Here is a 23,706-nt window from a genome sequence, read left to right on the forward strand (position 1 = left end):
CGGCCCAATATCCCACGTTCCGCGATCCTCCCTCGCTAGCCTTAGGCAAGGCTTGCCTAACCAAGGGGGACGGGTGCAGGTTTTCTTCATCGCAGGCAAGGCGACGGACTCGGTGACGCACGGGTTCCTGCCCGCCGCCGAACGGCTGGGACTGGACGTCACGATCCTCACCGACCGGCCGGAGGAGCATCCGGGGCACCGGGTCGTGCCCTGTGATGTCATGGACTACCGGGAGATCGTCCACGCGGGGCGTCCCGGCGCCTACTTCTCCAACAGCGACCACCTCCAGGCCGCCACCGCGCTGGCCGCCGAGTTCTACGGGCTTCCCGGCAAGGACTGGAAGGCCGCCCTCCGCTGCAAGAACAAGCACCTGATGCGCGCGCATCTGGGGGACGTGTGGTCCTCCCCGTTCCCCGTGCCGGAGGACGCTCCGTACCCGCTGGTCGTCAAGCCCCGCGAGGGAGTGGCCAGCGAGGACGTGGTGCTCGTCCGCTCCCCCGGCGAGCTGGCCCTGATCCCCGACCCCCGGCGTCCCATGGTCGCCGAGGAGTACCTGAGGGGCGAGCTGCACACCCTGGAGACGCTGAACGGGCAGGTCATCGGGTCCTTCCACACGACGCTCTCCCCCGAGCCGCACTTCATCGAGGAGCGGCTGGACTGGGCGCCTCCCCCGCCCGAGACGCCGCAGGTGCTGGAGCGGCTGGAGTCGCTGGGCGTCGGTTTCGGGGCCTGCCACACCGAGTTCGTCGTCCGGGACGGCCGCGCCCGGATCGTCGAGGTCAACTACAGGGCCATCGGCGACCACTGCGACTTCCTGCTCGCCGAACTGCTGCGACGCGACCTCTTCGCCGACATCCTGCTGACGCACCTCGGCGAACCGCCCGTGTTCGAACCCGTCTCGCACGCCGAGGCGACCGTCGACTACCTCGTCGCGGACCGCTCCGGAGTGCTGAGCAGGGCACCCGAGCCGGGTGTCACCCGGTACGGCGAAGCGACCGTCACCTACCGGCCGCAGCGCTCCCCCGGCGACGTCATCACGCTCACCCGCACCAACCGGGACTACCTCGGGACGATCCAGGCGGTCGGGCCCGACCGCGCCTCCGTGGAACGCGCCCTCTCCGGCTTCCGGCAGTCCCGGGCCTGGTCCGTTGACTGACGAGGAGTTCGCCTCGCGCGTGCTGTCGGCGCTCGTCCGCGAGGGGTACGTCCGGTGGCCGGTAGAGGGCGCACGGGTGGAGCGGGACGGTTTTCTCGCCGATGATCGGATCAGCGCGGGGGTCGGCCTCGCCCGGCTCTGGGAGCTCGTACGCCAGGCGGCCGAACCGGGAGACGACGTGGAGACGTTCGAGCGGGAGTGCTGCGAGGCGCTTGAAGCCGAACGCGCCGTACTGCCGCCCGTGCGGGCCGAGGTGGGACGCCACGACGCGTTGGCCGCCCGGCTGGGGCATCCCGTCCACCCTCTGGGCCGGTGCAGGCTCGGGCTGTCCGACGAGGAGCTCCGGCGTTACGCGCCCGAATACCAGCCCTCGTTCACGCTGCGCTGGACGGGCGTACGGGAGCCCGTACTGGCCGGGGAGCTGCCGTCCTGGTGGCCCGAGCCCGGCGAACTCGGCCTCCCGGACGACGTGACGCCGTTCCCCGTCCACCCGCTGACGGCCGGACGGGGGATCGTCCACGCTCCGGCCTCCCACCTTCGGGTCCGGCCGACGCTGTCGATGCGGACGCTGTTCGTGACCCCGGGCGAGCACCTCAAGGTCCCTCTCCCCACCAGCACCCTCGGCAGCCGCAACGTCCGCTCGATCAAACCCGGAACGCTGGTGGACGGCGCCCGCGTGCAGGAGCTGCTGACGCGCATCGCGGAGGAGGAGAGGCTGCCCGTCCTCCTCGCGGACGAGCGGACCTACGGGCACGCGCACGACCCGTACCTCGGGTTCCTCGTCCGCAGGATGCCCGTCACCGACGCCGTTCCGGTCGCGGCGCTGCTGGCCCGGACACCAGAGGGCCCGTACGTCGTCGAGGAGCTCGCCGACGACGTGGCGGAGTTCTTCAGCGGCTACCTGCGCGTGCTGTTCGCCTGGAACGTCACGCTCTTCGAGAAGTACGGCATCGCGCTGGAGGCCCACCAGCAGAACGTGGCCGTCACGCCCCGCCTGGAGCTCCTGCTGAAGGACAACGACGGGGCGCTGCTGTCCGAAGGCGACTTCGAGGACCCCCGGATGGTCGGGGACCGGGAGGCGCGGGCACGCGTCTTCGTCACCATCACCCTGCACCTGTGCGCGGGCGCGCTCGCCTTCGGGCTGGCCGAACGCGGGCTGCTGCCGCTGCGGCGGGCGCTGGAACTCGTCCGCGACCGGCTGGACGAGGCCGTGACGGACCCGTTCCTGCGGGCCCGGACGCTGGACGCCGACCGGCTGCCCGCCAAGGCGATGCTCACCGCCGGGACGCTCGTACCGAAAGAGCGCACCGGAGCCGCCGACATCAACAAACACTACGGCCCACCGGGCCCCAACTATCTGAAGGAGCTTCCGTGCCGCTGACCTCGACCAGCCCATCGGGGGGAACCGGACTGGCTGAGTCGCACAGCGTGGAATCCGCGGACGAGGCGACGGCCGTCGTCCTGCTCAACTGCCTGGTACGCGAGGTCAGCGGACCCGCGGGACGGGTGCGCGACGACGGCGACCGGCTGGCGATAGACCTGGCGCACACCACGGTGACCGCCCGGCTCGCCCGCCCGTCCCACGGCCCGTCGCCGCGGCTGGCGGGTCCGTTCACCGCGGACGGGGCCGACCTCGGCTGGCGGGAGGTGGCCGAGCTGGTCGCCGCCGAGCTGGCCCGGCGCACCGGCGCGGACAACCCGGAGTTCCTCCAGCAGGTCGTCTCCAGCCACGAGGCGATGAGCGTGTTCCACCGCTCGGACCGTCCGGATCCCCGGATCCGGCCGCTGCTGGCCTCGGAGCAGTCGCTGCGCACCGGCCACCGGTTCCACCCGTCGCCCAAGTCGCGGCAGGGGACCCTCGGGGCCTGGCTGCCGTACGCGCCGGAGACCGGAGCACGCTTCCCGCTGCGCATGCTGGAAGTGGAACCCGAGCTGACGGGCGGGACTGGCGACTTCTCCGCGCTGGCGGGTCCGGGGATCCTGCCCGTCCACCCCTGGCAGTGGCGGCTGCTGAAGGAGCACCCCCTGCTGCGGGAGGCGCTGTCCCGAGGCGTGCTGCGGGACCTGGGCGAGGGCGCGGAGGCGGTTCCCACCTCGTCGGTGCGGACGGTCTTCGTCCCCTCCTCCGGCGTGTTCGCCAAGTTCAGCCTGGACGTGCGGATCACCAACTGCGTGCGGAAGAACTCCTGGTACGAGCTGGCCGCGGCGCCCGTACTGACGGGGCTGCTGAAGCCCCTGCTGGGCGACGCGCTGCTCGGCGAACCCGCTTACCGCACCGTCACGCTGGCCGATCGGGCGCTGTACGAGGGCCTGGGAGTGATCCTCCGGGAGGGCGCGCCGGAGAACTCCGTGCTGGCGGCCGCCCTGGCCGACCCGTACGGGGAGTTCCTCCCGGAGGAGCTCGATCCCGTCGGCTACTGGGAGGCGTACGTGGAGGCGGTGGCGCTGCCCGTCCTGCGCCTGTTCTTCGAGCACGGCGTGGTCCTGGAACCGCATCTGCAGAACGTCCTCATCGTGCCCGGCCCCGACGGCGTCCCGGTACGCGCGATCTTCCGGGATCTGGAGGGCACCAAGCTGCTGCCCACGTGGAGGCTGGACGGATTGCCCGCGCGCATCCGCGAATCGGTGACCTACGGTGAGGAGCGGGGCTGGAACCGCGTCGCGTACTGCCTGTTCGTCAACCACCTCGCCGAGATCGCCGCGGTGCTGGCCGACCGGGACCCCGCCTGCGAACCCGTCCTGTGGAAGACGGCGGCACGGATCCTGGGCCGGTTCTCGGGGCACCGCCGGATCCGCGAGGTCCTGGACGGCGCGCCGCTGCCGGCCAAGGCCAACCTCCTGGCCCGGTGGAACCGCTCGGCCGACCGCGCGGCGGGCTACGTGACGGTCCCCAACCCTCTGGCGGGATGAATCGATGGAAGAGCGCGTCCTGCGGGAGATCTCCCGCCTCAACACCTTCCCGGCGTACGTGTACGACCTCCCAGGGCTGTCCGAGCACGCGGCGCGGATCCGCGCGGACTTCCCGCACGAGATCTTCTACGCCGCCAAGGCCAATCCCGACCCGGAGATCCTGCTGGCCCTGCGTCCCCACGTGGACGGCTTCGAGGTCGCGTCCGGGGGCGAACTCGACCACGTCCACCGGACGGTTCCGGGGGCGCGCCTGGCGTTCGGCGGCCCCGGGAAGACCGACGAGGAACTCGCCCTGGCCGTCCGGCTGGGAGTGGAGCGGGTGCATGTGGAGAGCGTCCGGGAGCTCCCCCGCCTGTCCGGGGCCGACGTACTGCTGCGCGCGAACCTTCCGTTCGGGGTGGAGGGTGCGGCACTGGCGATGAGCGGGCCTTTCGGAATGGACGAACCCGAACTGCGCAGGTGCCTCTCGCTATTGCCGCCAGATGTCCGGTTCCGCGGCCTCCACGCCCATCTGGCCTCCGGACTGGACGTCGAGGACCTGCTGAAAATCCACTGCCAGGTCCTGGAATGGGCGGCGGAATTCGCCCCGGAGGAGGTGAACCTCGGCGGCGGAATGGCCGTGGACTACGGTGACCCCTTGTGGCGTTTCGACTGGAAGGCCTACGCGGAGGGCATCCCGGACGTGCCCTTCCGGCTGCGCATCGAGCCCGGACGGGCGATGACCGCCCACCACGGCTGGTACGTCACGGACGTCCTGGACGTCAAGCAGACCCGTGGCGAGACGTACGCGATCCTGCGCGGCGGCACCCACCACCTGCGCACACCCGTCACGAAGGGCCACGACCAGCCCTTCACCGTCCTCGGGGACGGCGGCCGCTCGGGAACCGCCACGCTCGTCGGGCAGTTGTGCACCCCGAAGGACGTCTTCGCCTCCCGCGTCCCGGTGAGGAATCTCGCACCCGGTTCCGTCGTGGCCTTCGACATGGCGGGCGCCTACGCGTGGAACATCTCCCACCATGACTTCCTGATGCACCCCAAGCCCGCCTTCCACTACGTGACCTAGACCCGCGACAGACAGGAGCGTGATCCCGGGTGACCGATCTCCGTGAAGCCGTGAAACTCGCCACCGGCACCGTCCGCGTGCTCCGCGACATCAAGATCCTCACTCCCATCACGCCCGTCCGGCTGGCCCGGATACCGCTGCAGGTCGTCCGGTTCGGGTTCACTCCGGCGGTGGCCGGGGCCATGTCCGCGCTGCGCGGACCCGACCGCGTCGCGGTGATCGACGAGCGGGGCGAGATCACCTACGGCGAGCTGGAGGCGCGCGCCGCGTCCCAGGCCACCGCGCTGCGCGAGATCCTCGGCCCCGGCGAGAAGATCGGCATCCTGTGCCGCAACCACCGGGGCTTCGTCGAGGCCGTGTCGGCGGGCTCGCGGCTGGGCAACGACGTGGTGTTCCTCAACACCGACTTCTCCGCCCCGCAGCTGAGCCGCGTACTGAAGGACGAGGACATCGCCGTGCTCGTCCACGACGAGGAGTTCTCCCCCGTCGTGGACGCCTGCGAGTTCACCGGGACGCGTTTCCTGGCCTGGTACGACGCCGAGGAGCCCCCGCTGCCGACCCTCGACGACCTGGCGCGGACGAAGGCCGAGCCGCTGGTCGCCGGACGCACCAGCCGGATCGTCATCCTCACCTCCGGGACCACCGGCCCGCCCAAGGGCACCGCCCACGAGTTCGGCCCGGCCGCCCTGGTCAGCCAGGGCTTCGGGCACCTGCTGCGGCTCCCGCTGCGCGCGGGCGAACCCCTGGTCGTCGGCCCGCCGCTCTTCCACGGCCTCGGCCTGACCTACCTGCTGACCGGCCTGGCCCTGGGCGCCCCGCTGGTGCTGCTGCGCCGCTTCGACGCCGGGGCGGTGCTGGAGGCCGTCGCGCGGCACCGGGCGGGCGCGGTCATCGCCGTCCCCGTCATGCTGCAGCGGATGCTCGACGTCCGGGACGCGCCCCGGCTGCCGTCGCTGCGGGTGGTGCTCTCCGGAGGCGCCGCCCTGCACCCCAACCTCGTCCGCCGGTTCCGCCGCCGCTTCGGCGAGGTGCTCTACAACGCCTACGGAGCCAGCGAGACGGGCTGGGCCGCCATCGCCACCCCCGACGACCTGCGCGCGGCCCCCGGCACCATCGGCAGGCCCACCCTCGGGGTGAAGGCCCGCATCCTCGACCCGGACGGCAGGCCCGTGGAGCGGGGCGAGATCGGCACCCTCCACCTGGACAGCGGCCTGGAGTTCCGCGGCTACACCGGCGGCGGCACCAAGGATTTCGTGGACGGCCTGATCAGCACCGGCGACCTCGGCCACGCCGACGAGGAGGGCCGCCTCTTCATCGACGGCCGCGCCGACGACATGATCGTCTCCGGCGGTGAGAACGTCTTCCCCGGCGAGGTCGAGGACCTTCTGGAGCAGCACCCGGAGATCTCCGAGGTCGCGGTGACGGGCGTCGAGGACGAGGAGTTCGGCCAGCGGCTGGCCGCCTGGGTCGTCCGGACCCCCGGTTCGGAGGTCACCGAGGCCGCCCTCAAGGCGCACGTCCGCGAGCAGCTGGCCCGCTACAAGGTCCCCCGCGACATCACCTTCGTCGAGGAGCTCCCCCGCACCACCACCGGCAAGGTCAAGCGGAGGGATCTCAAGGGCGCCTGAGGCGGAGATCTCCTCTCGGGAGACACTGCGCCCCCGGTGAGCGTAGGCTCTTGGTCCACTCCTTCCCGGCTTTTGTTGTAGACAAGACGGACACAGCCGTGGTCCGGCGTGTTCGCCGTCCGCGCCCCCGCAGGACGCGCCGCCGGCCCCGGAACAGGAGTCGAACATCCGTTCACCGCACAAGGAGTTCCGATGACCACCGAGGACACCGCGACCGCCGACGCCGTCCCCGACAGCGCCGAGCCCGACGGCGCCGAGCCTCGGGACACCGCCTCCGAGGAGGGCGCCTTCAGCGAGGACGTGCTGGAGGCGGGGGCAGCCCTGGGCGAGCCGGTCCCCGACGAGCCCGACCCCCGGCAGCGCACGCTGAAGCTGCTGATCGGGATCTCGCTGCTGGGAGTGGCCGCCGCGGGAGGCGCCGCGGCCTTCGCGCCGACCCTGCACCCGCTCCTGGCCGGCGTCTGGGCGCTGCTGGTGCTGGCGCTGCTGGCCTTCGCCGGGAGTCGGTTCGCCCAGCTGCGCAAGCTCTCCGAGCCCTCGGTCGCCCTGTTCGCCGACGGGTTCGTGCACGCCCTCGACGAGGGGCTGGAGGCGGTCTCCTGGCGGGAGGTCGAGCTGGCCTACCTGACCCCCGGCAAGCGGCTCATCCTCCAGCTGGAGGGCGGCCGGTCGTTCGAGCTGCGCGCCCCGGTGCGCAACCTCGAGCGGTTCGAGCGCGCGGTGCGCCAGGGCGTGCCCCGCGACCGGATCCGGCGCGGCACCCCGCCCAGGCAGCTCGCCGAGGTCTGAACCGCTCCGCCTCCCGCCCTCCGCTCGCCGGGGGGCGGGAGGCGGCGTCAGGCGACGGCGTCCAGGGAGGACTCGCGGGCGGCCCGGCAGAGCCTGGCCAGGTCGAGCAGGGCCTGGGAGCGGCGCTCGGCCAGGGGGCGCTCGTCGCCCGGCCGCGGGGCGGCCAGGGTGTCCAGGACCAGGGAGAAGACCGGCCAGTCGGCGGGGGCGATGAAGCCGCGCAGGTCGAAGTCCTCCTCGGCGGCGGCCTCGAAGTCCACGTTGTGCAGCAGGGTGCTCAGCGCCGCCTCGGCTGCGACGACGCCGATGCGCATCGCCAGCGCGGCGGGGGAGTCAGCGGTAGAACCCACGTTCGAGAGCCTAACCGCTGACCGCCCCGCGCTTCAACAGTACGTTCGAACCCCGCACGCCCCTCCCGTCACGGGATCAGGGGGCGAACGCCTCGACGTAGGAGTGGCCCTCGGCGTCGTCGGTGCGCTTCACCTCGGCCCCGGCCCCGGTGAGCAGGTCGCGGAGCTCCGCGGCGGTCAGCCGGGAGTCCGACAGCAGGATCGCCGCTCCGGGGCGGCTGACCCGTACCAGCTCCCGGACCACCGCTCCGGGGTCGGCGTCCGTCCCCAGCGCGTCGTGGCACAGCACCAGGGTGAAGGTGCGGTTCAGCTGCGGCAGAGAGGAGGCGTCCCCGCACTGGAAGATCAGGTTGGTCTGGGCCTCCCGGTCGGCCAGCCGCTTACCCTCGGTGAGCGCGTCGAAGGAGGAGTCCACTACGGTGACCTGGCGGACCCGGTGCGCCAGCGCCCGTGACACCTCTCCCGTGCCGGCGTGAACTTCCAGACAGATGTCGTTCAAGTCCAGCTCAGGCTCGGCAAAACGGAAGAAATGTCGAACCGGGCCCTGGGCCGTCTCCTCGTCCGTCACTGTCATGCCGCCTCCCGTTCAATGGTCGTCCACTGGAGCATGCCGTCTATGACGCCCCGTGACCACCCTTCGGTGAGCAGTATCACTTGAACCCATACCCACTCGGCGCTCAGCCACCGGCCAGCGGGACCTCCGCGAAGAGCGCGGCGAGCCCGTCGGCGTCCAGCAGGTCCACCGGGCGGATGGTACGGCCCGCCCTCACGTAGTGGAAGGCCGCGCTCACCCGCTCCAGCGGGACGCCCGCGAGCGACGCCCACGCGACCCTGTACGCGGCGAGCTGGACGCCCACCTGGCGCTGCTCCTCCGCCGACGGCGGGCTGCCCGTCTTCCAGTCGACGACCTCGTAGCCGTCGCCGTCGCGGAAGACGGCGTCCATGCGCCCGCGCACCAGGCGGTCGCCGAGGAGCATCTCGAAAGGCACCTCCACCTCGACGGGCTCGCGGGACGCCCACTCGGACGCCTCGAAGCGCTCCTGGAGCCGGGCGAGATGGCCGTCGTCGTCCAGCTCGTCGTCGGCCGCGCCCAGCAGGTCCTCGGGATCGAGCAGGCGCTGCTGGCCCCAGCGGGACTCCAGCCAGCGGTGGAAGGACGTGCCCCGCCTGGCGAACGGCGCGGGCGGGCGCGGCATGGGGCGGCGGATCTGCGCGGCCAGCGCGGCGGGGTCGCGGGCCAGCGTCACGAGGGACGTGACGGTCAGTTTGGAGGGCAGCTCCACGGTCAGGCCGTCCCCGCCCCTGCCCTTGTCGCGTTCGGCCAGCAGCAGCTCGACGTCGCGCGCCCAGGCGACGAGCCGTCCGCGCTCGTCCGGCGTGAGGCCGTCGGTGGGCGCCCAGGGCGTGGGGCGGCCGACGACGGCGTCCCGGACGAACCGCGCGCCCTCGACGACCGGCCCCTCGCCCAGCGGGGGCAGCGGCCACGTGCCCGTGGAGGGCTCGGCGAGCAGCGGGTTCTGCTCGTGCTCCTCCGGCGGATCCGCCCAGCACCAGACGGCGTCGGCGCTCTCGCGGATCTCCTCGAGGAACGGGGACGGATCGAGCGGCTTGGACGCCGACCCCCACCGGTACCCGGTCGCGACGAGCAGGTGGCTGGCGCGGGTGACCGCCACGTACGCCAGCCGCCGCTCCTCGCGCACGTCGCGGTCGGCGCACGCCTCGTCGAACGCGGCGAGCTCCTCCTTGGTCAGGCCGGTGAGCTCCGGGAGGTCGCGGCGGTCGCCGCGCAGCGGGAACGGGATCATGCGCGGGTTGCCCGTCCAGCGGGTTCCCGCGCCCGCCGGGCGGGACGGGAAGACCGACCCCGTGCCCGGCCTGCCGTTCTTCTGCGGAGTGAACACCAGCCCCGGCACCACGACCACCGGCCATTCCAGGCCCTTGGAGGCGTGGACGGTCAGCAGCTTCACGCTGTCGCTCTCGCCGACGCGGCCCGCCGCCAGGCCGAACTCCTCGGCCTCGGCTGCGCTCAGGTAGGCCAGGAAGGCGCCGAGCGTGGGATCCTCGTGGTCTCCGGCGAAGGACATGGCGGCGTCGATGAACGCGTCGAGGTCGGCGCGGGCGGTCACCGGGTCCAGGCCGGTGCGGGCGGCGACCTCGATGTCCAGGCCGAGCGCCCGCTCGACCTCGGAGACCAGGTCGGGCAGCGGGAGCTGGGCCTGGCGGCGCAGCTGGCGCAGCTCGTCCCGCAGGCGGGCCAGACGGCGCCACCCCTCCTCGGAGTACCCGTCGGGCGGGCCGAGGTCGTCCAGGGCGTCGACGAGGCTGCCCTGCTCCTCGTTCAGCTCCCGGACGAGCCTTCCCAGCGGGTCGTCCGCGCCCGCTCCGGCGACCGCCGCACCCCCGTCGGACGCGGCGGACCCGGCGCCCTCTTCGGGTCCGGGCGCGGACGGCTCCTCGCGGGTGATGTCGCGCCTGGCCTCGCGCGCCAGCTCCCTGGCGCGCCGGCCGAGGGCGACCATGTCGCGGGGGCCGATCCGCCAGCGCGGCCCGGTGAGCAGCCGGGCCAGGGACGCGCCCGCCGTCGGGTCGTGCATGACGCGCAGGGTCGCCACGACGTCCTGGACCTCCGGGACGGTCAGCAGCCCGCCCAGCCCGACGACCTCCACGGGGATGTCGCGTTCCTCGAGCTTCTGGCGGATCAGCGTGAACTGCGAGCGTTTGCGGGCGAGGATCGCGACGTCGGAGTACTTGAGCGGCTCCTCGTCCTCGCCGCCGTCCGGGGAGGAGCCGTTCTTCAGCAGTTCCCCGACGCGTTCGGCGATCCGCCCGGCCTCGGCCTCCATGGTCGGCAGCATCGCGCACTCCACCCGGCCCCGGCCGAGTCTCGAGGTGGCGGGACGCAGCGGGGAGACCCTGCTCATCTCGGCGCGGAGCTCGGTCTGCACGCGGGCGGCCGCGTCCAGGATCCGTTCGCCGTTGCGGAAGCTGCGGGTCAGCTCCCGCATCGGCGAGGGACCGTCCGCGAGCGGGAAGTCGTGCGGGAAGCCCAGGAGGTTGCCCGACGACGCCCCGCGCCACCCGTAGATGGACTGGCACGGGTCGCCCACCGCCGTCACCGGATGGCCCTCGCCGAACAGCGACTTCAGCAGGACGAGCTGGGCGTGGCTGGTGTCCTGGTACTCGTCCAGCAGCACCACCGCGTAACGCGACCGCTCGATCGCGGCGACCTCCGGATGGCGGGAGGCGATGCGCGCCGCCAGCGACATCTGGTCGCCGTGGTCGACGACCTCGCGCCGCGCCTTCGCCCGCGAGTACGCCTCGACGATGGGCAGCAGCCGCTCCCGGACCGCCTGCTTGGCCAGGACCTCGCGCTGCTTGGCGATCGGCTTGTCCAGCATCGCGAACCGCTCGTCCAGCCACCTTCCGACGCGCCGGACGTCCTCGGGGCCGCGCAGGTGCTCCGCCAGGTCGCCGGACAGGTCCATGACGGCCCGCGTGACGGTGTCCGGAGACCAGTCGATCTCGTCCATCGGGCCGTCGTAGGAGTCCACGGCACGGGTGGCGATCTGCCAGGCGACCGCGGGCGAGATGAGCCGCATGGTCGGCTCCAGGCCCTCGCGCAGGGCGTGGTCACCGAACAGGCGGGCGGCGTAGGAGTGGTAGGTGGAGACGGTCGGCTCGCCGTCGAGCAGCTCCGGCTCGACGAGGTCGGGGTGCTCGCGCAGGCCGTCCAGGCGTCTGCGGACCCGCGAGGCCAGCTCCGCGGCCGCCTTGCGGGTGAACGTCAGGCCGAGCACCCGTTCGGGGCGCACCAGGCGGTTGGCGACCAGCCACACCACGCGCGCCGCCATCGTCTCTGACTTGCCCGAGCCCGCGCCCGCCACCACCGCCATCGGACCGAGCGGCGCCTGCACGACCGCGGCCTGCTCCGGGGTCGGCTCGGGCAGACCAAGTCGCCGGGCCAGTTCCGCCGGAGAGATCACCGCCCCACCTCACCGCCGTTCTCGTGCACCGGGCAGCTGGACTGTACCGGGCACGTGCGACAGTCCTCGCCCGCCTTCGCCTCGAACACCGGGGAGGCCATGCCCTCCGCCACGATCTCCACGAGCTTCTTGGGCCACATCGGATCGGAGTCATCCGACGGCGGGCCCTGCGCCTGCTCGCGCGCGCGGCGCGCGAAGGCGGCCTTGCCGACCTGCACCAGCTTGGCTCCGCCCGGCTCCAGCAGGCCGTGCCGGGCGAACGCGCCGAGCATCACCGCGTACTGGTAGACGCCGAGCTGCGGATTGCGCGCCAGCTGGTCGGCGGGGACGGGCGCGCCGCCGGTCTTGATGTCGATGATGACGCCGCGGCCGTGCTCGTCGCGCTCCGCCCGGTCGATCCTCCCGCGGATGACGACCCGCCCCAGGTCGACCTTGAACGACTCCTCCAGCGCGACGACCTCGTTGGGGTTGTCCCGGTGCCAGCCGAGGAACTTGTCGACCATCTCGGCCGCCTGGGAGCGCTGCTTGTCGCTGTACCAGGCGCTGCGGAAGTCCAGCTCCGACCAGATCTCGTCCAGCCGGCCCGCCAGGTGCGTCTCGGTGACCTCCGGCACGGAGCCGGCCAGCTCGGCGACGGCGTGGATCACCTTGCCCATCACGCTGTACTCGCCGGGGCCGCCCTCCCGCGCGCCGACGGCGGAGGTGAGCAGCCAGCGCAGCCCGCAGGTGGTGAACGTCTCCACCTGCGACGGGGAGATCACGATCTGCTCGTCCTCGGCGAAGGGCGCGCGGTCGGTGGACAGCTCGGTGATGGCGTACCAGTTCTCCGGCCGGGCCCCGCGCACCCCGGCGCGCGCCAGACGGGCCAGGTGCGCGGCGGCGGCACGGCGCAGCGCCTCGGGACGGGACGGGTCCACGACGGAGGCCCGCAGGTCCGCGACCAGCGCGGGCATCGACAGCCAGCGGGTCTTCTCGTCCAGCTGCGACTCCTCCAGCGCGCCCGGAAGGAGTTCGTTGAGGAAGCGGGACGGGCGGTCCTCGGTGTCCTCTCCCCCGACGGCCGTGACGACCAGCCGTTTGCGCGCGCGCGTCACGGCGACGTAGAAGAGCCGACGCTCCTCGGCCATCATCCCGGCCGCGATGCTCGCGCCCGAGACGGGGTCGAGGAGGTCGGGGCCCTCCAGGAGTTCGTCGACGCCCAGGAGGGTGCCGCGCAGCCGCAGGTCGGGCCACAGTCCTTCCTGGACGCCCGTCACGACCACGACGTCCCACTCCAGGCCCTTGGCGCGGTGGGCCGTCAGGAGCCGGACGGTCTCGCCCTCGGGGGCGTGCTCGGCCAGGGAGTCCCCGGCGATCTCCTGGGCGGCGAGGTCCTCGGCGAACAGGACGGGGCCGGCCTTCGGGAGCCTGTCCACGAACCGGGCGGCGCGGTCGAACAGCGACACGACGGCGTCCAGGTCGCGGTCGGCGGCGGCACCGCGCGCACCGCCGCGCCGGCTGTCGGCCAGCAGGCGGTCTGCCATCCCCGACTGCTCCCACACCGCCCACAGGACGTCCTCGGCCGTCCCGCCGGTCTCCCTGGCCGTCTGGATGAGCGCGGCGATCCGTTCCGCCGGGGCCTTCACCTTCTCGTGGACGAACAGCAGCTCACGGGAGTCGTTCAGGGCCGCCACGAGCAGTTCGTTACCCGTGCGCCCGCCCTGCGCCATCTCCTCCAGGTCGCGCAGCGCGCGGCGCAGACGGCGCATGCCGAGCGCGTCCGCGCCGCCGAGCGGACCCGTCAGCAGCTCCTCCGCGACGACCTCGTCGAGGTAGCGGGGTTTGAGGGCCGCCAGCACGACCATCATCAGCGGACGCACGGCGGGCTCCGCGTACAGCGGCACGTCCTCGCCGAGGACGGTCACCGGGACGCCCGCCTGCGCGAGGGCGCGGCGCACCGTCGGAACCTGGTTGACCGCCCGGATCAGCACCGCGCACCGCGACCACGGCACGCCCTCCAGCAGGTGCGCGCGGCGGAGCTCGTCCGCGACGAGCGCGGCCTCCTGGCTCGCGGTGTCCGCGACGACGACGCGCACCTCGGGCGAGGACTTCTCGGTCTCCTCTTCGACGGCCTCCGCTGGGCTCTCGTCAGGGGTGACGAGCACACGGTGCTCGGCCGGGCCCGGAAGACGCCGCGCGATACGCCGCGACGCCTCCAGAAGGCCCGCGCTCATCCGGCGGCACACCCCGAGCGACAGGGTCGGTGCGGGCGTCCCGTCCAGCCGGGGAAAGCGCGTCGGGAACTCCAGGATCCCCCGGACGTCCGCGCCCCGGAACCCGTAGATGGACTGGTCGGGGTCGCCCACCGCGACGAGGTCGCGCCCGCCCCCCGCGAGCTGCTGCAGGAGGACCTCCTGCGCGGGGTCGGTGTCCTGGTACTCGTCCACGAACACCACGTCGTAGGCGTCGCGCTCCTGCCGGCGCGCGTCCTCGTCGTGGGCGAGGAGCCCCGCCGCCTCGCGGATGATCTCCGCGTAGTCGTAGGAGGGCACCGGATCGAGGTCGAACCGCTGGCCGTAGCGGTACATGAAGTGCGCGACGGCCACCCAGTCGTCACGTCCGTTGAAGCGGCCCAGCTCGAAGAGCCGCTGCGGGTCGATGCCGCGCTCGGCCGCACGCTGCGTGAAGTCGCGGAGCTCTTCGGCGAACCCCCTCGTGCCCAGCGCCGGGTGCAGCCGCTCGGGCCAGTGCGCCATCCCGTCGGCGATCTCGCCCGCGAGCATCCGCCGCACTTCCAGCAGCTGCTCGGGGCCCGTCAGCAGACGCGGCGGCTCCAGCCCGTCCAGCACGGCCTGCCGCCGCAGCAGCGCCCACGCGTACGAGTGGAACGTCATCGCCATCGGCGTCTTGGTCGTCGCGCCCAGCCGGCCGGTGATGCGGTGCCGCAGCTCCTCCGACGCCTTGCGGCTGAACGTCAGGACGAGGATCCTCTCGGGGTCGACGCCCCTGCCCGCGATCCGCTCGACGACCGCTTCGACGACCGTCGTCGTCTTGCCCGTCCCCGGACCGGCGAGTACGAGCAGCGGGCCGCCCCCGTGCTCGACCACCCTCCGCTGGCTCTCGTCCAACGACGGAGGCTCCACGACACCCGCGGCGCCACCGCGACGCACGAGCCGATAGGGAGCACTGACCACCCTTGAGATTCAAGCGGAAGATCAGCGCTCCTCCGGCCATTGAGACGAGAAAGCACTCGTGCGTTCACCCGGCGGCGCCGCGAACCCCCACTCTGAGGCGGGTGCGGTGACAGCGGATTTTCGTCAGGTCACCCGTAGTACGGGACCGGCGGGTGCGCGGGCTGCGCGGGCCACCCCGGCGCCGCCATCGGGTGCGGAGCGGCCATCGGGTGCGGGGAGGCCATCGGGTGCGGCACGTGCGGCGCGGGGCTGGGCGTGTTGAGCGCCTGGCACAGTGCTTCCGCGCGGGTCGTCAAAGGGTGGCCCGCGCCGAGCACCTTCGTGCAGTCGAGCTTCAGTGCCGTGGCGATGGCGTGCGCCCGGGGGAACTGGCCGACGGCCTGGTTGGTGAGACCGAGGAGGAGCCGCGTCTCCAGCGTGTCGGGATGCTCGTTGCCGAGGAGGCGGCCGCGCGCGGTCGCCGACTCGTAGGCGACGTTGAGCGCCTCGGGGTGGCGTCCGAGCGCGTGCAGCGACCAGCCCTCGGTGTTGCGGGCCTCCTGCGTCTCGGCGTTCTCCGGGCCGAAGATGCGGCTGCGGTCGCGCGCGACGCCCTGCGCGACCGGCAGCGCCTCGGAGGCGCGGCCGAGCGTGTAGAGGATCTTGGCGAGCAGCAGCCAGCTCCGCAGCGTCTTGGGGTTCTCCTGGCCGAACACGCGGGCCCTGCCCTGCGCGACGGTGCGGGCGACGCCCTCGGCCTCCTGCGCGCGTCCGGCCAGGTACAGCGCCGAGGCCAGGATGTTGCGGCTGCTGAGCGTGTCGGGGTGCTCGGGGCCCAGCAGCGCGGCGCGTCCCTGCGCGGCCTGCTCGGCGGCGGTCACCGCGTCGGCGTAGCGGCCCTCGTGGCAGTAGCGGGCGGCGCGCTTGTTGAGCTGCTCGTACTCCTCCGCGGGCGATGCGGCGGAAGGAGCGGGGGCCGGCGGGAGCGAACCGCCCAGGACGGCCAGAGCCGCCTGCGCGTTCCCCGCCGAGATGTTCGGGACGTGCCGCTCGGGCACGGCGGGCGCGGCGGCGACGTTGACGGCCTTCAGCCGCCGGATCACCTCGGCGGCGTCCGCGGGGCGCTGCGCCGGGTCCTTGGCGAGCATGTCGAGGACCAGCCGGTCGATCTCCTGCGGGAGGGCGCCGTTGTGCGCCTTGGGACCCTTCGGCTGGTACTTGAGGTGGCCCTGGACGAGCGCCTCCAGGCCCTCGTCGATCGGGAAGGGCGGCTGCCCGCAGAACATCTCGTGGAACATGCCGCCGAGCAGGTAGACGTCGGTGCGCGCGTCGATGCCCTTGCCGAGGAACTGCTCGGGCGCCATGTAGACGGGGGTCCCCAGCACCCCGCTGCCGGTCAGGCCCGTCGCCGACGACAGGTGCTTGGCGATGCCGAAGTCGCACAGCTTGGCCCTGCCGCCCTCGACGACCATGACGTTGGCGGGCTTGAGGTCGCGGTGCACGATCCCCTGGGCGTGCGCGGCGCCGAGCGCGTCGGTGATCTGGACCGCCAGGTCCACCGCCTGGTCGAGCCGCAGCCCCCCGGGCCGCTCCTCCAGGAGCTTCTGCAGGTCCCGTCCGTTGAGCAGCTCCATCACCAGGTACAGGACGTTGTTGTCCACGTCGATGTCGTGGACGACGGTGATGCCCGGGTGCTGGAGCGTCGCGGCCAGCCTGGCCTCGCGCATGAACCGGGTCACCCCCTCGGGGTCCTGGTCGGGTGCCTGGGGCAGCACCTTCACCGCGACCTTGCGCTCCAGCCGGGTGTCGACGGCCAGGTACACCTGGCCCATCCCCCCCTTGCCGATCTGCCCCTCGAGCTGGTAGCGCCCGCCGAGCACGACAGCTTCGCTCACTCCCGTTCTCCTCCCGTGATGACCGCATGATCCCACTTTCAGAGTCTTTCGGGGGCTCGATTACCGTCCGTCTGACCGGACAAGGCATCATTCGCAGGACAGGCGCCTTTCACCACCCCGAGGAGGAGCCCCCCATGGCCGGGTCCTGTGTGGTAGCACTCGACGTGGGCGGCACCCGGATGAAAGCCGGGCTGGTCGGCGAGGACGCTCAGGTGATCACCGAGTCCCTCTACGACACCGGGCGCGAAGAGGGGCCCGCCGCGGTCACCGAACGGCTCGTCGGCGTCGTCCAGAAGCTCACGGCGGGAGCCCGCGAGCGCGGGCTGCGGCCGTCCGGAGCCGGAGTGGTGATCCCCGGGATCATCGACGAGGACACCGGCGTGGTGCGCTCCTCCGCCAACATCGGCTGGCAGGACTTCCCGCTGCGCCGCCACCTGGCCCAGCACACCGACCTTCCCGTCGCGATCGGCCACGACGTGCGGGCCGGCGGGCTCGCCGAGTCGGTGCTGGGCGCCGGGCGCGGCGAGAGCGACCTGCTCTTCCTCGCCCTGGGCACCGGGATCGCCGGAGCCATGATCCTCGAGGGGCGGCCCTTCAGCGGCGGCGGGTACGGCGGCGAGATCGGGCACATGCTGCTCGACCCCGGCGGCCACCCGTGCGGCTGCGGCTCCCGCGGCTGCCTGGAGACCATCGCCTCCGCCTCCGCCGTCGCGCGCCGCTACTCCGAACGGGCCGGCGAACAGGCCAGCGCCCGCGAGGTCTCCCTGCGCGTCGAGGCCGGAGACCCCCTGGCCGGGGAGGTCTGGCGGGACGCGGTCGAAGCGCTGGCCACCGCGCTCCTGGCCTACATGACCATCTGCGCGCCCACCCGGATCGTCCTCGGCGGCGGACTCGCCCAGAGCGGCGAGACCCTGCTGGCCCCGCTGCGCGCCGCCGTCGAGAAGCGCACCACCTACCACCGCCCCGCGCGGATCGTCCGCGCCGCCCTCGGCGACCGCGCCGGCCTGCTCGGCGCCGCCCTGCTCGGCCGGACCGCCTGACCTGCCGGTAGATTAGGGAATGTTCAGGCCGGTGCGTTGGTTGTGCCTGGACGATAAGCGCCCCATTCACCAGGAGTGAACCGTGTCACTGCCACCGCTGGTAGAGCCCGCGGCCGAGCTGACCCGTGACGAGGTCAACCGCTACTCGCGGCACCTCATCATCCCCGACGTCGGGATGACCGGGCAGAAGCGACTGAAGAACGCCAAGGTGCTCTGCGTCGGCGCGGGCGGCCTCGGCTCCCCCGCCCTGATGTATCTGGCCGCGGCCGGTGTCGGCACCCTGGGCATCATCGACTTCGACGTGGTCGACGAGTCCAACCTGCAGCGCCAGATCATCCACCGCCAGTCGACCCTGGGCCTGCCCAAGGCCGAGTCCGCGGCGTCGACCGTGCGCGAGATCAACCCGTTGATCGACATCCGGGTGCACAACGTCGCGCTCGACCGCGACAACGTGATGGAGATCTTCTCCCAGTACGACCTGATCGTGGACGGCACCGACAACTTCGCCACCCGCTACATGGTCAACGATGCGGCCGTCCTGCTGGGCAAGCCGTACGTGTGGGGCTCGATCTACCGCTTCGACGGCCAGGCCAGCGTGTTCTGGGCCGAGCACGGCCCCTGCTACCGCTGCCTCTACCCCGAGCCCCCGCCCCCCGGCATGGTCCCGTCCTGCGCCGAGGGCGGCGTCCTGGGCGTGCTGTGCGCGTCCATCGGCTCCATCCAGACGACCGAGGCCATCAAGCTCCTCGCGGGCATCGGCGACCCGCTGGTCGGCCGCCTGATGATCTACGACGCCCTGGAGATGACCTACCGCCAGGTCAAGGTCCGCAAGGACCCCGAGTGCCCCCTGTGCGGCAAGAACCCGACGATCACCGAGCTGCTCGAGGACTACGAGGCCTTCTGCGGCGCGGTCTCCGAGGAGGCCTCCGAGGCCGCCCAGGACTCCACCATCACGGTGACCGAGCTCAAGGCCATGCAGGACAACGGCGAGGACATCTTCCTCATCGACGTCCGCGAGCCCAACGAGTACGAGATCGTCTCCATCCCGGGCGCCACCCTGATCCCCAAGGGCGAGTTCCTCAACGGCAACGCCCTCGCGCAGCTCCCCCAGGACAAGAAGATCGTCCTGCACTGCAAGTCGGGCGTCCGCTCCGCCGAGGCCCTCGCCGTGGTGAAGGGCGCCGGCTTCGCCGACGCGGTCCACGTCGGCGGCGGCATCCTCGCCTGGGTCCGCCAGATCGACCCCAGCCAGCCCAGCTACTGACCGGGTAGCGAGCTTCCCGAAGCCCCGGACCCTCACAGGGTCCGGGGCTTCGCCCTTTTCCGGTCCTGTGCGATGCTCGCCCCGCCCGTCCCCTTCCGGAAGGTCGAGCCTTGCCGCCTGGAATCCGCCTACGCCACGCCGTCGGTTCGAACCGAGGCCCCCGTCCGGCGACCAACGGCGACTCCGCCTACGCGGGCGCCCACCTGCTGGCCGTCGCGGACGGCGGAGAAGACCGTGCCGGCGCTTCGATCGCCGCCGACACGGCCATCGCCCCCCTCCGCGCTCTGGACGCCGGCCTGCCGGGCCTCCTCGGCGAACCCCATGACACGCGGAGCCCCGTTCCACCACGCTCCCCGTTCGCCACCGACCCTTTGGCCGAACGCCTGGCAGCCCTGTTGGGCGACGCCTTCCAGACCGCCGACGCGCACCTGCGCGACCGGATCGAGACCGACCCGGCGCTCCAGGGCATGGGCACCACCCTCACCGCCCTGCTCCACTGGGAAGGCCGGCTCGTCCTCACGTCCGTCGGAGACTCCCCCTTCTACCGGCTGCGCGGCAACGAGATCTTCCAAGACGGCCACCACGACCCCACCCTGATCCAGTCCCTGCTGGACGAGAACCGGATCTCCCCGCAGGAGGCCGGGCTCCACCAGCAGTACTCCTCGATCCTCGAAGGCGGCCCCGGCCTCCGCCCCTACACGTCCAGGTGGGACGTCATGCCCGGCGACCGCTATCTCCTGGGCACCGGCGGCCTCACCGGCGCGGTCCCCACCCGGTCCGTCTACGAGGCGCTGCTCGCCTCCCCCACTCCCGCCGACGCCGTCCGCCGCCTCCTCGACCTGGCCCCCGACGACACCACCTGCGTCGTCGCGGACGCCGTTCCTTCGGAAGGCTGAGCAGGACGCCCGCCGAGGACCTGGCGCAGAGCTCTGGAACGTCGGTCCCGATGCGGCCGATCACGAGAAGCCGACTCTCAGGCGAGAGGCCGGCCGTTCCGACTCACTTCCCGCTCTCGACGAAACGCAGGACGCGCTCGTTCACCAGGCGCGGCTCCTCCAAGGGAAGGCCGTGGCCCGCCGCGGGCACGATCTCGACGCGGGCGGAGGGGAGGAGGGAGCGCAGGCGGGCCCCGGCGGAGACCGGGTCGAGCAGGACGCTGCGCTGGGCCAGCAGGGCCAGGACCGGGACTCCGACCGAGCGGAGCTCCTCGTCGGTGAAGGGCCGGGCGGGAGGACGCGCGCTCGGCCGGAAGGCGCGGGCCGCGAGCATCGCGGGCCTCAGGAGTTCGGGCGGCGAGACCAGAGCCGAATTTGCCAGGAGGCGCGCCAGCCGAGGACGGAACCTGCGCGGCGCGCCCATCGCCAGAGCCCCCGCCACGAGGTTCACGTAGAAACGGCGGGGCACCTTCTGCAGGCCGCCCGGGTCCAGGAGGGAAACGGACGCCAGACGCCCTGGAGCGTGGATCGCCTGGTTGAGGGCCAGCCAGCCGCCATAGGAGTGCCCCACCAGGTGGACGTCTTCGAGGTCCAGGGCGGCTAGGGCCTCGTCGAGCCAGCGCGCGTTGTCCTCCGACCCCGCGGCCAAGACGCTCTGCACGCTGCGCCCCGGGTCGTCGAGTGTGTCGACGGCGAAGACCGGGTGCCGTTCGCCCAGCGCCTCGATCTGGGGATACCAGGTCGAGGCGTTGGCCCCGTGGCCGTGCAGCAGGACGACGGGCTCGCCGGATTCCGGGCCGTAACGGTGCACGTACACCGTGCCGTAGGACGTTTCGACCTCTGCTCCGCTCCGGGGATCCGGCCACAGCCGCATGGCCTCGTCGTAGGCCTCCAGGAACCTCTCCCTCGCCGTTTCACCGGTGAAACGGCCTATCTCCGTTCGGGTCACACGTTCCTCCTCGAGGACCGCCAATATTGATACGATCGTACCAACAATTGATACGATCGTATCAACCCCTTCCGGAGAACCGACAGAGGAGAACCGATGCCCGGCGGTCCCGACGCCAGACGCACCCAGATCCTGGACGGCCTGCTCCGCCTGGCGGGCCGCCGGGGCCTGCACACCGCGAGCATGCGCACCGTCGCCGCCGAAGCGGGGGTGTCGCTGCGGCTCGTCCAGTACTACTTCGAGACGAAGGAGAAGCTGCTCGTCGCCGGCCTGGAGCACCTGGCCGCCCGGATGCCCGGACGGCTGGCCGCGCGCCTGGCCGCCGCCGGCGACCGCGAGGACCCCCGCGCCGTCGTCGAGGCCGTCCTCGCCGAGGCCCTGCCCACCGACGAGGAGAGCCGCGTCTTCCACCTCGTCTACACGTCCTACGCCGTCCTGTCCGCCACCGATCCGGTGCTGGCGGCCCAGCCCTTCCTCCGAGCGCCCGACGAAATGGAGCGCTTCCTCACCGGTCTGCTGGAGACCGCCCGGCACGCGGGGCGGCTCCCCGCCGCCTCCGATCCCGCCGCCGAAGCCGTCCTCCTGCTCGCCGTCTCCGCGGGCCTGGGCACCAGCGTCCTCCTGGGCCAGCGCACCTCAGGGGAGGCCATGAACGTCTTCCATTACCACCTGGACCGCCTCTTTCCCGAACCGGCGGGGTGATCTCACTCCCCCGCCGGGGCGGGGGCGGCTTTCACGGGTTCGGGGGTCTGCTCGCGGCGCTGCCAGGGCCAGCGGCCTTCCAGTTCCACTTCCAGGGAGAAGCTGAGGAACGTCCGGACGACGACGATGGCGGCGAGGACGCCGACGCTGGTGAAGGTGGGCGAGACGGCGACGGTGCGGATGATGTCGCCGGCGACCAGGAGTTCGAGGCCGAGGAGGATGGCGCGGCCTAGGCTCTGCCGGTAGGCGCGGTAGGCGGCGGGGAACTCCTCGCGGCGGAGGAGCCTGCGGACGAACAGGACGGTGGCCAGCACACCGCCGAGCACGATGGCGGCCACCCCGGTGAGGTCGACCGCCTTTCCCACGGACTCGACCAGTTCCTCGAACTCCACGGCGCCCCTTCCGGGAAAGCGAACTCGATCATCTGTCCGCTTCCCTGTCCGGGGAGTTTCACGCTCCGGCGCGGCGCCGGGAGAACAGGTGGTTGAGGAGCCAGAGGAGGACGCCGACGGCCAGGAGGATCGCGGCGCGGACGTAGACGTCGAGGTCCCGGCCGGTCAGGGGGGAGGCCAGGATCAGGCACACGACCGCGCCCAGGGCGGGCATCCAGGTGGGGGCGCGGAAGTGGGAGTGCTCGACCCTCTCGCGCCTGAGCACGATGACGCAGACGTTCACCAGCGCGAACACCAGCAGGAGCAGCAGGACGGTGGTGTCGGCGAGGCCGCCGATGTCGCCGGTGCTCACCAGGACCACCGCGATGGCGACGGTGAACAGGATGGCGGGCCAGGGGGTGCCGCGGCGGGCGTGCACCAGGCCGAAGGCGGCCGGGACGATGCCCTCGCGCGCCATGCCGTACACCAGCCGGGAGGCCATGATCATGTTGATGAGCGCGGTGTTCCCTACGGCCAGCAGCGCGATCAGCGCGAACAGCTTGGGCGGGAAGGACAGGCCCGCGACGTTCACGACCTCCAGCAGCGGGCCGGTGGACTCCTCGAGGGTGCGGGTGTCCACCAGCATCGTGGCGGTGAAGGCGACGGCCAGGTAGATCACCACGGTGACGACCAGACCGCCGAACAGGGCGCGGGGGAAGTCGCGCTGCGGGTCCTTGGCCTCTTCGGCCAGGTTCACCGAGTCCTCGAAGCCCAGGAGCGCGTAGAAGGCGAGCGCCGTCCCGCCCAGGATCCCGAGGAAGGCCCCGTCCTCGGAATGGAACTCCAGTGCCCGTCCGGGGTTCCCGTCGCCCTGCAGCAGCGCCCACGCGCCGATCGCCATGATGACCAGCAGCCCGAAGGCCTCGATCAGGGTGAGCACCACGTTCACCTTGACCGACTCGGAGATCCCGGCCAGGTTCACCAGCGTCACGACGGCCAGGAAGCCGAGCGCGCCGACCAGCACCGGCAGGGTGACGAACTCCGCCAGGTAGCGTCCGCCGAACGCCCGAGCCGCCGCGCTGGCCGAGGTGATCCCGCTCATCATCACCGCGAACGCCACCATGAACGTCAGGAACGGGATCCCGAACGCCCGGTTGGTGTACAGCGCCGCGCCCGCGGCCTTGGGGTACTTGCCGACGAGTTCCGCGTAGGCCGTGGCGGTCAGCGAGGCCAGCACGAACGCCGCGAGGAACGGCACCCAGATCGCCCCGCCGACCTTCCCCGCGACCTGCCCCACCAGCGCGTAGATCCCCGCCCCGAGGATGTCCCCGATGACGAAGAGCATCAGCACCCTGCGCCCGATGACCCGCTTGAGCTCTCCGACCGGGACCCGCCCTTTTGCGATCGCCTCTTCCATATCGCCTCCCGCTCGCGGATCCTCGACAAAGATCATCCTGTCGGTCCTCCCCTGGAAGGGAACACCAACCCGGAAGGAACCGCAAGTGACGAATCGGCCACC

18 protein-coding genes are annotated in these 23,706 nt (G+C 72.3%); 10 read left to right on the forward strand and 8 right to left on the reverse strand.

Translation table 11 applies throughout. The features are described from left to right. Positions 1-73: 73 nt before the first annotated feature. From ABD327_RS07825 to ABD327_RS07850, 6 genes are all read left to right on the forward strand, one after another. Complete coding sequence (locus tag ABD327_RS07825) at positions 74-1,156, forward strand: siderophore biosynthesis protein (RefSeq protein ID WP_344449535.1); 1,083 nt, start codon at positions 74-76, stop codon at positions 1,154-1,156. After that, positions 1,149-2,537 carry an IucA/IucC family protein gene (locus tag ABD327_RS07830; RefSeq protein ID WP_344449536.1) on the forward strand — a complete coding sequence of 463 codons (1,389 nt, stop codon included), beginning with the start codon at positions 1,149-1,151 and terminating at the stop codon, positions 2,535-2,537. The genes ABD327_RS07825 and ABD327_RS07830 overlap by 8 nt, the downstream gene beginning before the upstream one ends. Before the next feature lie 47 nt (positions 2,538-2,584). Then, entirely contained in the window at positions 2,585-4,066 is a 1,482-nt protein-coding gene (locus ABD327_RS07835; RefSeq protein WP_344449537.1) for an IucA/IucC family protein, read from the forward strand. Between the two features lie 4 nt (positions 4,067-4,070). Continuing rightward, positions 4,071-5,129: a type III PLP-dependent enzyme domain-containing protein gene (locus tag ABD327_RS07840; RefSeq protein ID WP_344449538.1), complete on the forward strand. Its 1,059-nt coding sequence runs from the start codon at positions 4,071-4,073 to the stop codon at positions 5,127-5,129. A 29-nt stretch (positions 5,130-5,158) separates the two neighbouring features. Further along, positions 5,159-6,757, forward strand: coding sequence for an AMP-binding protein (locus ABD327_RS07845; RefSeq protein WP_344449539.1), 1,599 nt, complete (start codon positions 5,159-5,161; stop codon positions 6,755-6,757). A 192-nt stretch (positions 6,758-6,949) separates the two neighbouring features. Continuing rightward, positions 6,950-7,546 (forward strand): hypothetical protein, encoded by a 597-nt coding sequence (locus ABD327_RS07850; RefSeq protein WP_344449540.1) that lies wholly within the window; start codon positions 6,950-6,952, stop codon positions 7,544-7,546. A gap of 47 nt (positions 7,547-7,593) precedes the next feature. Here the strand turns inward: ABD327_RS07850 and ABD327_RS07855 are convergent, their stop codons facing one another. The 5 genes from ABD327_RS07855 to ABD327_RS07875 form a co-directional block, all read right to left on the reverse strand. After that, positions 7,594-7,896, reverse strand: coding sequence for a hypothetical protein (locus ABD327_RS07855; protein ID WP_344449541.1), 303 nt, complete (start codon positions 7,894-7,896; stop codon positions 7,594-7,596). A 76-nt stretch (positions 7,897-7,972) separates the two neighbouring features. Beyond that, entirely contained in the window at positions 7,973-8,470 is a 498-nt protein-coding gene (locus ABD327_RS07860; protein WP_344449542.1) for a class I SAM-dependent methyltransferase, read from the reverse strand. A gap of 103 nt (positions 8,471-8,573) precedes the next feature. Beyond that, on the reverse strand, positions 8,574-11,879 hold the full coding sequence (locus ABD327_RS07865) for an ATP-dependent helicase (RefSeq protein ID WP_344449544.1): 3,306 nt from the start codon (positions 11,877-11,879) through the stop codon (positions 8,574-8,576). Continuing rightward, positions 11,876-15,052 carry an ATP-dependent helicase gene (locus ABD327_RS07870; RefSeq protein WP_425547080.1) on the reverse strand — a complete coding sequence of 1,059 codons (3,177 nt, stop codon included), beginning with the start codon at positions 15,050-15,052 and terminating at the stop codon, positions 11,876-11,878. The genes ABD327_RS07865 and ABD327_RS07870 overlap by 4 nt, the downstream gene beginning before the upstream one ends. Before the next feature lie 128 nt (positions 15,053-15,180). Beyond that, positions 15,181-16,926, reverse strand: coding sequence for a serine/threonine-protein kinase (locus tag ABD327_RS07875; protein ID WP_344449546.1), 1,746 nt, complete (start codon positions 16,924-16,926; stop codon positions 15,181-15,183). 134 nt (positions 16,927-17,060) lie between these two features. Here ABD327_RS07875 and ABD327_RS07880 point away from each other — a divergent pair, with 134 nt between their 5' ends. The 3 genes from ABD327_RS07880 to ABD327_RS07890 all read left to right on the forward strand — a co-directional run bounded on the left by ABD327_RS07880 (position 17,061) and on the right by ABD327_RS07890 (position 20,126). Further along, entirely contained in the window at positions 17,061-17,966 is a 906-nt protein-coding gene (locus tag ABD327_RS07880) for an ROK family protein (RefSeq protein ID WP_344449547.1), read from the forward strand. Between the two features lie 82 nt (positions 17,967-18,048). After that, entirely contained in the window at positions 18,049-19,230 is a 1,182-nt protein-coding gene (gene moeZ / locus ABD327_RS07885; RefSeq protein WP_344449548.1) for an adenylyltransferase/sulfurtransferase MoeZ, read from the forward strand. Positions 19,231-19,340: 110 nt separating this feature from the next. Then, positions 19,341-20,126, forward strand: coding sequence for a PP2C family protein-serine/threonine phosphatase (locus tag ABD327_RS07890; RefSeq protein ID WP_344449549.1), 786 nt, complete (start codon positions 19,341-19,343; stop codon positions 20,124-20,126). A gap of 103 nt (positions 20,127-20,229) precedes the next feature. On the opposite strand, the gene ABD327_RS07895 is transcribed toward ABD327_RS07890, so the two are convergent. Continuing rightward, positions 20,230-21,114 (reverse strand): alpha/beta fold hydrolase, encoded by an 885-nt coding sequence (locus ABD327_RS07895; RefSeq protein WP_344449550.1) that lies wholly within the window; start codon positions 21,112-21,114, stop codon positions 20,230-20,232. A gap of 96 nt (positions 21,115-21,210) precedes the next feature. Between ABD327_RS07895 and ABD327_RS07900 the strand changes: the two genes are divergently transcribed. Beyond that, entirely contained in the window at positions 21,211-21,816 is a 606-nt protein-coding gene (locus ABD327_RS07900) for a TetR/AcrR family transcriptional regulator (protein WP_344449551.1), read from the forward strand. Between the two features lie 2 nt (positions 21,817-21,818). Here the strand turns inward: ABD327_RS07900 and ABD327_RS07905 are convergent, their stop codons facing one another. Both ABD327_RS07905 and ABD327_RS07910 read right to left on the reverse strand, forming a co-directional pair. Further along, entirely contained in the window at positions 21,819-22,208 is a 390-nt protein-coding gene (locus tag ABD327_RS07905; protein ID WP_344449552.1) for a DUF1622 domain-containing protein, read from the reverse strand. 58 nt (positions 22,209-22,266) lie between these two features. After that, positions 22,267-23,604, reverse strand: a complete 1,338-nt coding sequence (locus ABD327_RS07910) for an APC family permease (RefSeq protein ID WP_344449553.1) — start codon at positions 23,602-23,604, stop codon at positions 22,267-22,269. Positions 23,605-23,706 lie beyond the last annotated feature (102 nt).

The sequence above is a fragment of the Actinocorallia aurantiaca genome (assembly GCF_039533685.1).
Taxonomy (GTDB): Bacteria; Actinomycetota; Actinomycetes; order Streptosporangiales; family Streptosporangiaceae; genus Actinocorallia; species Actinocorallia aurantiaca.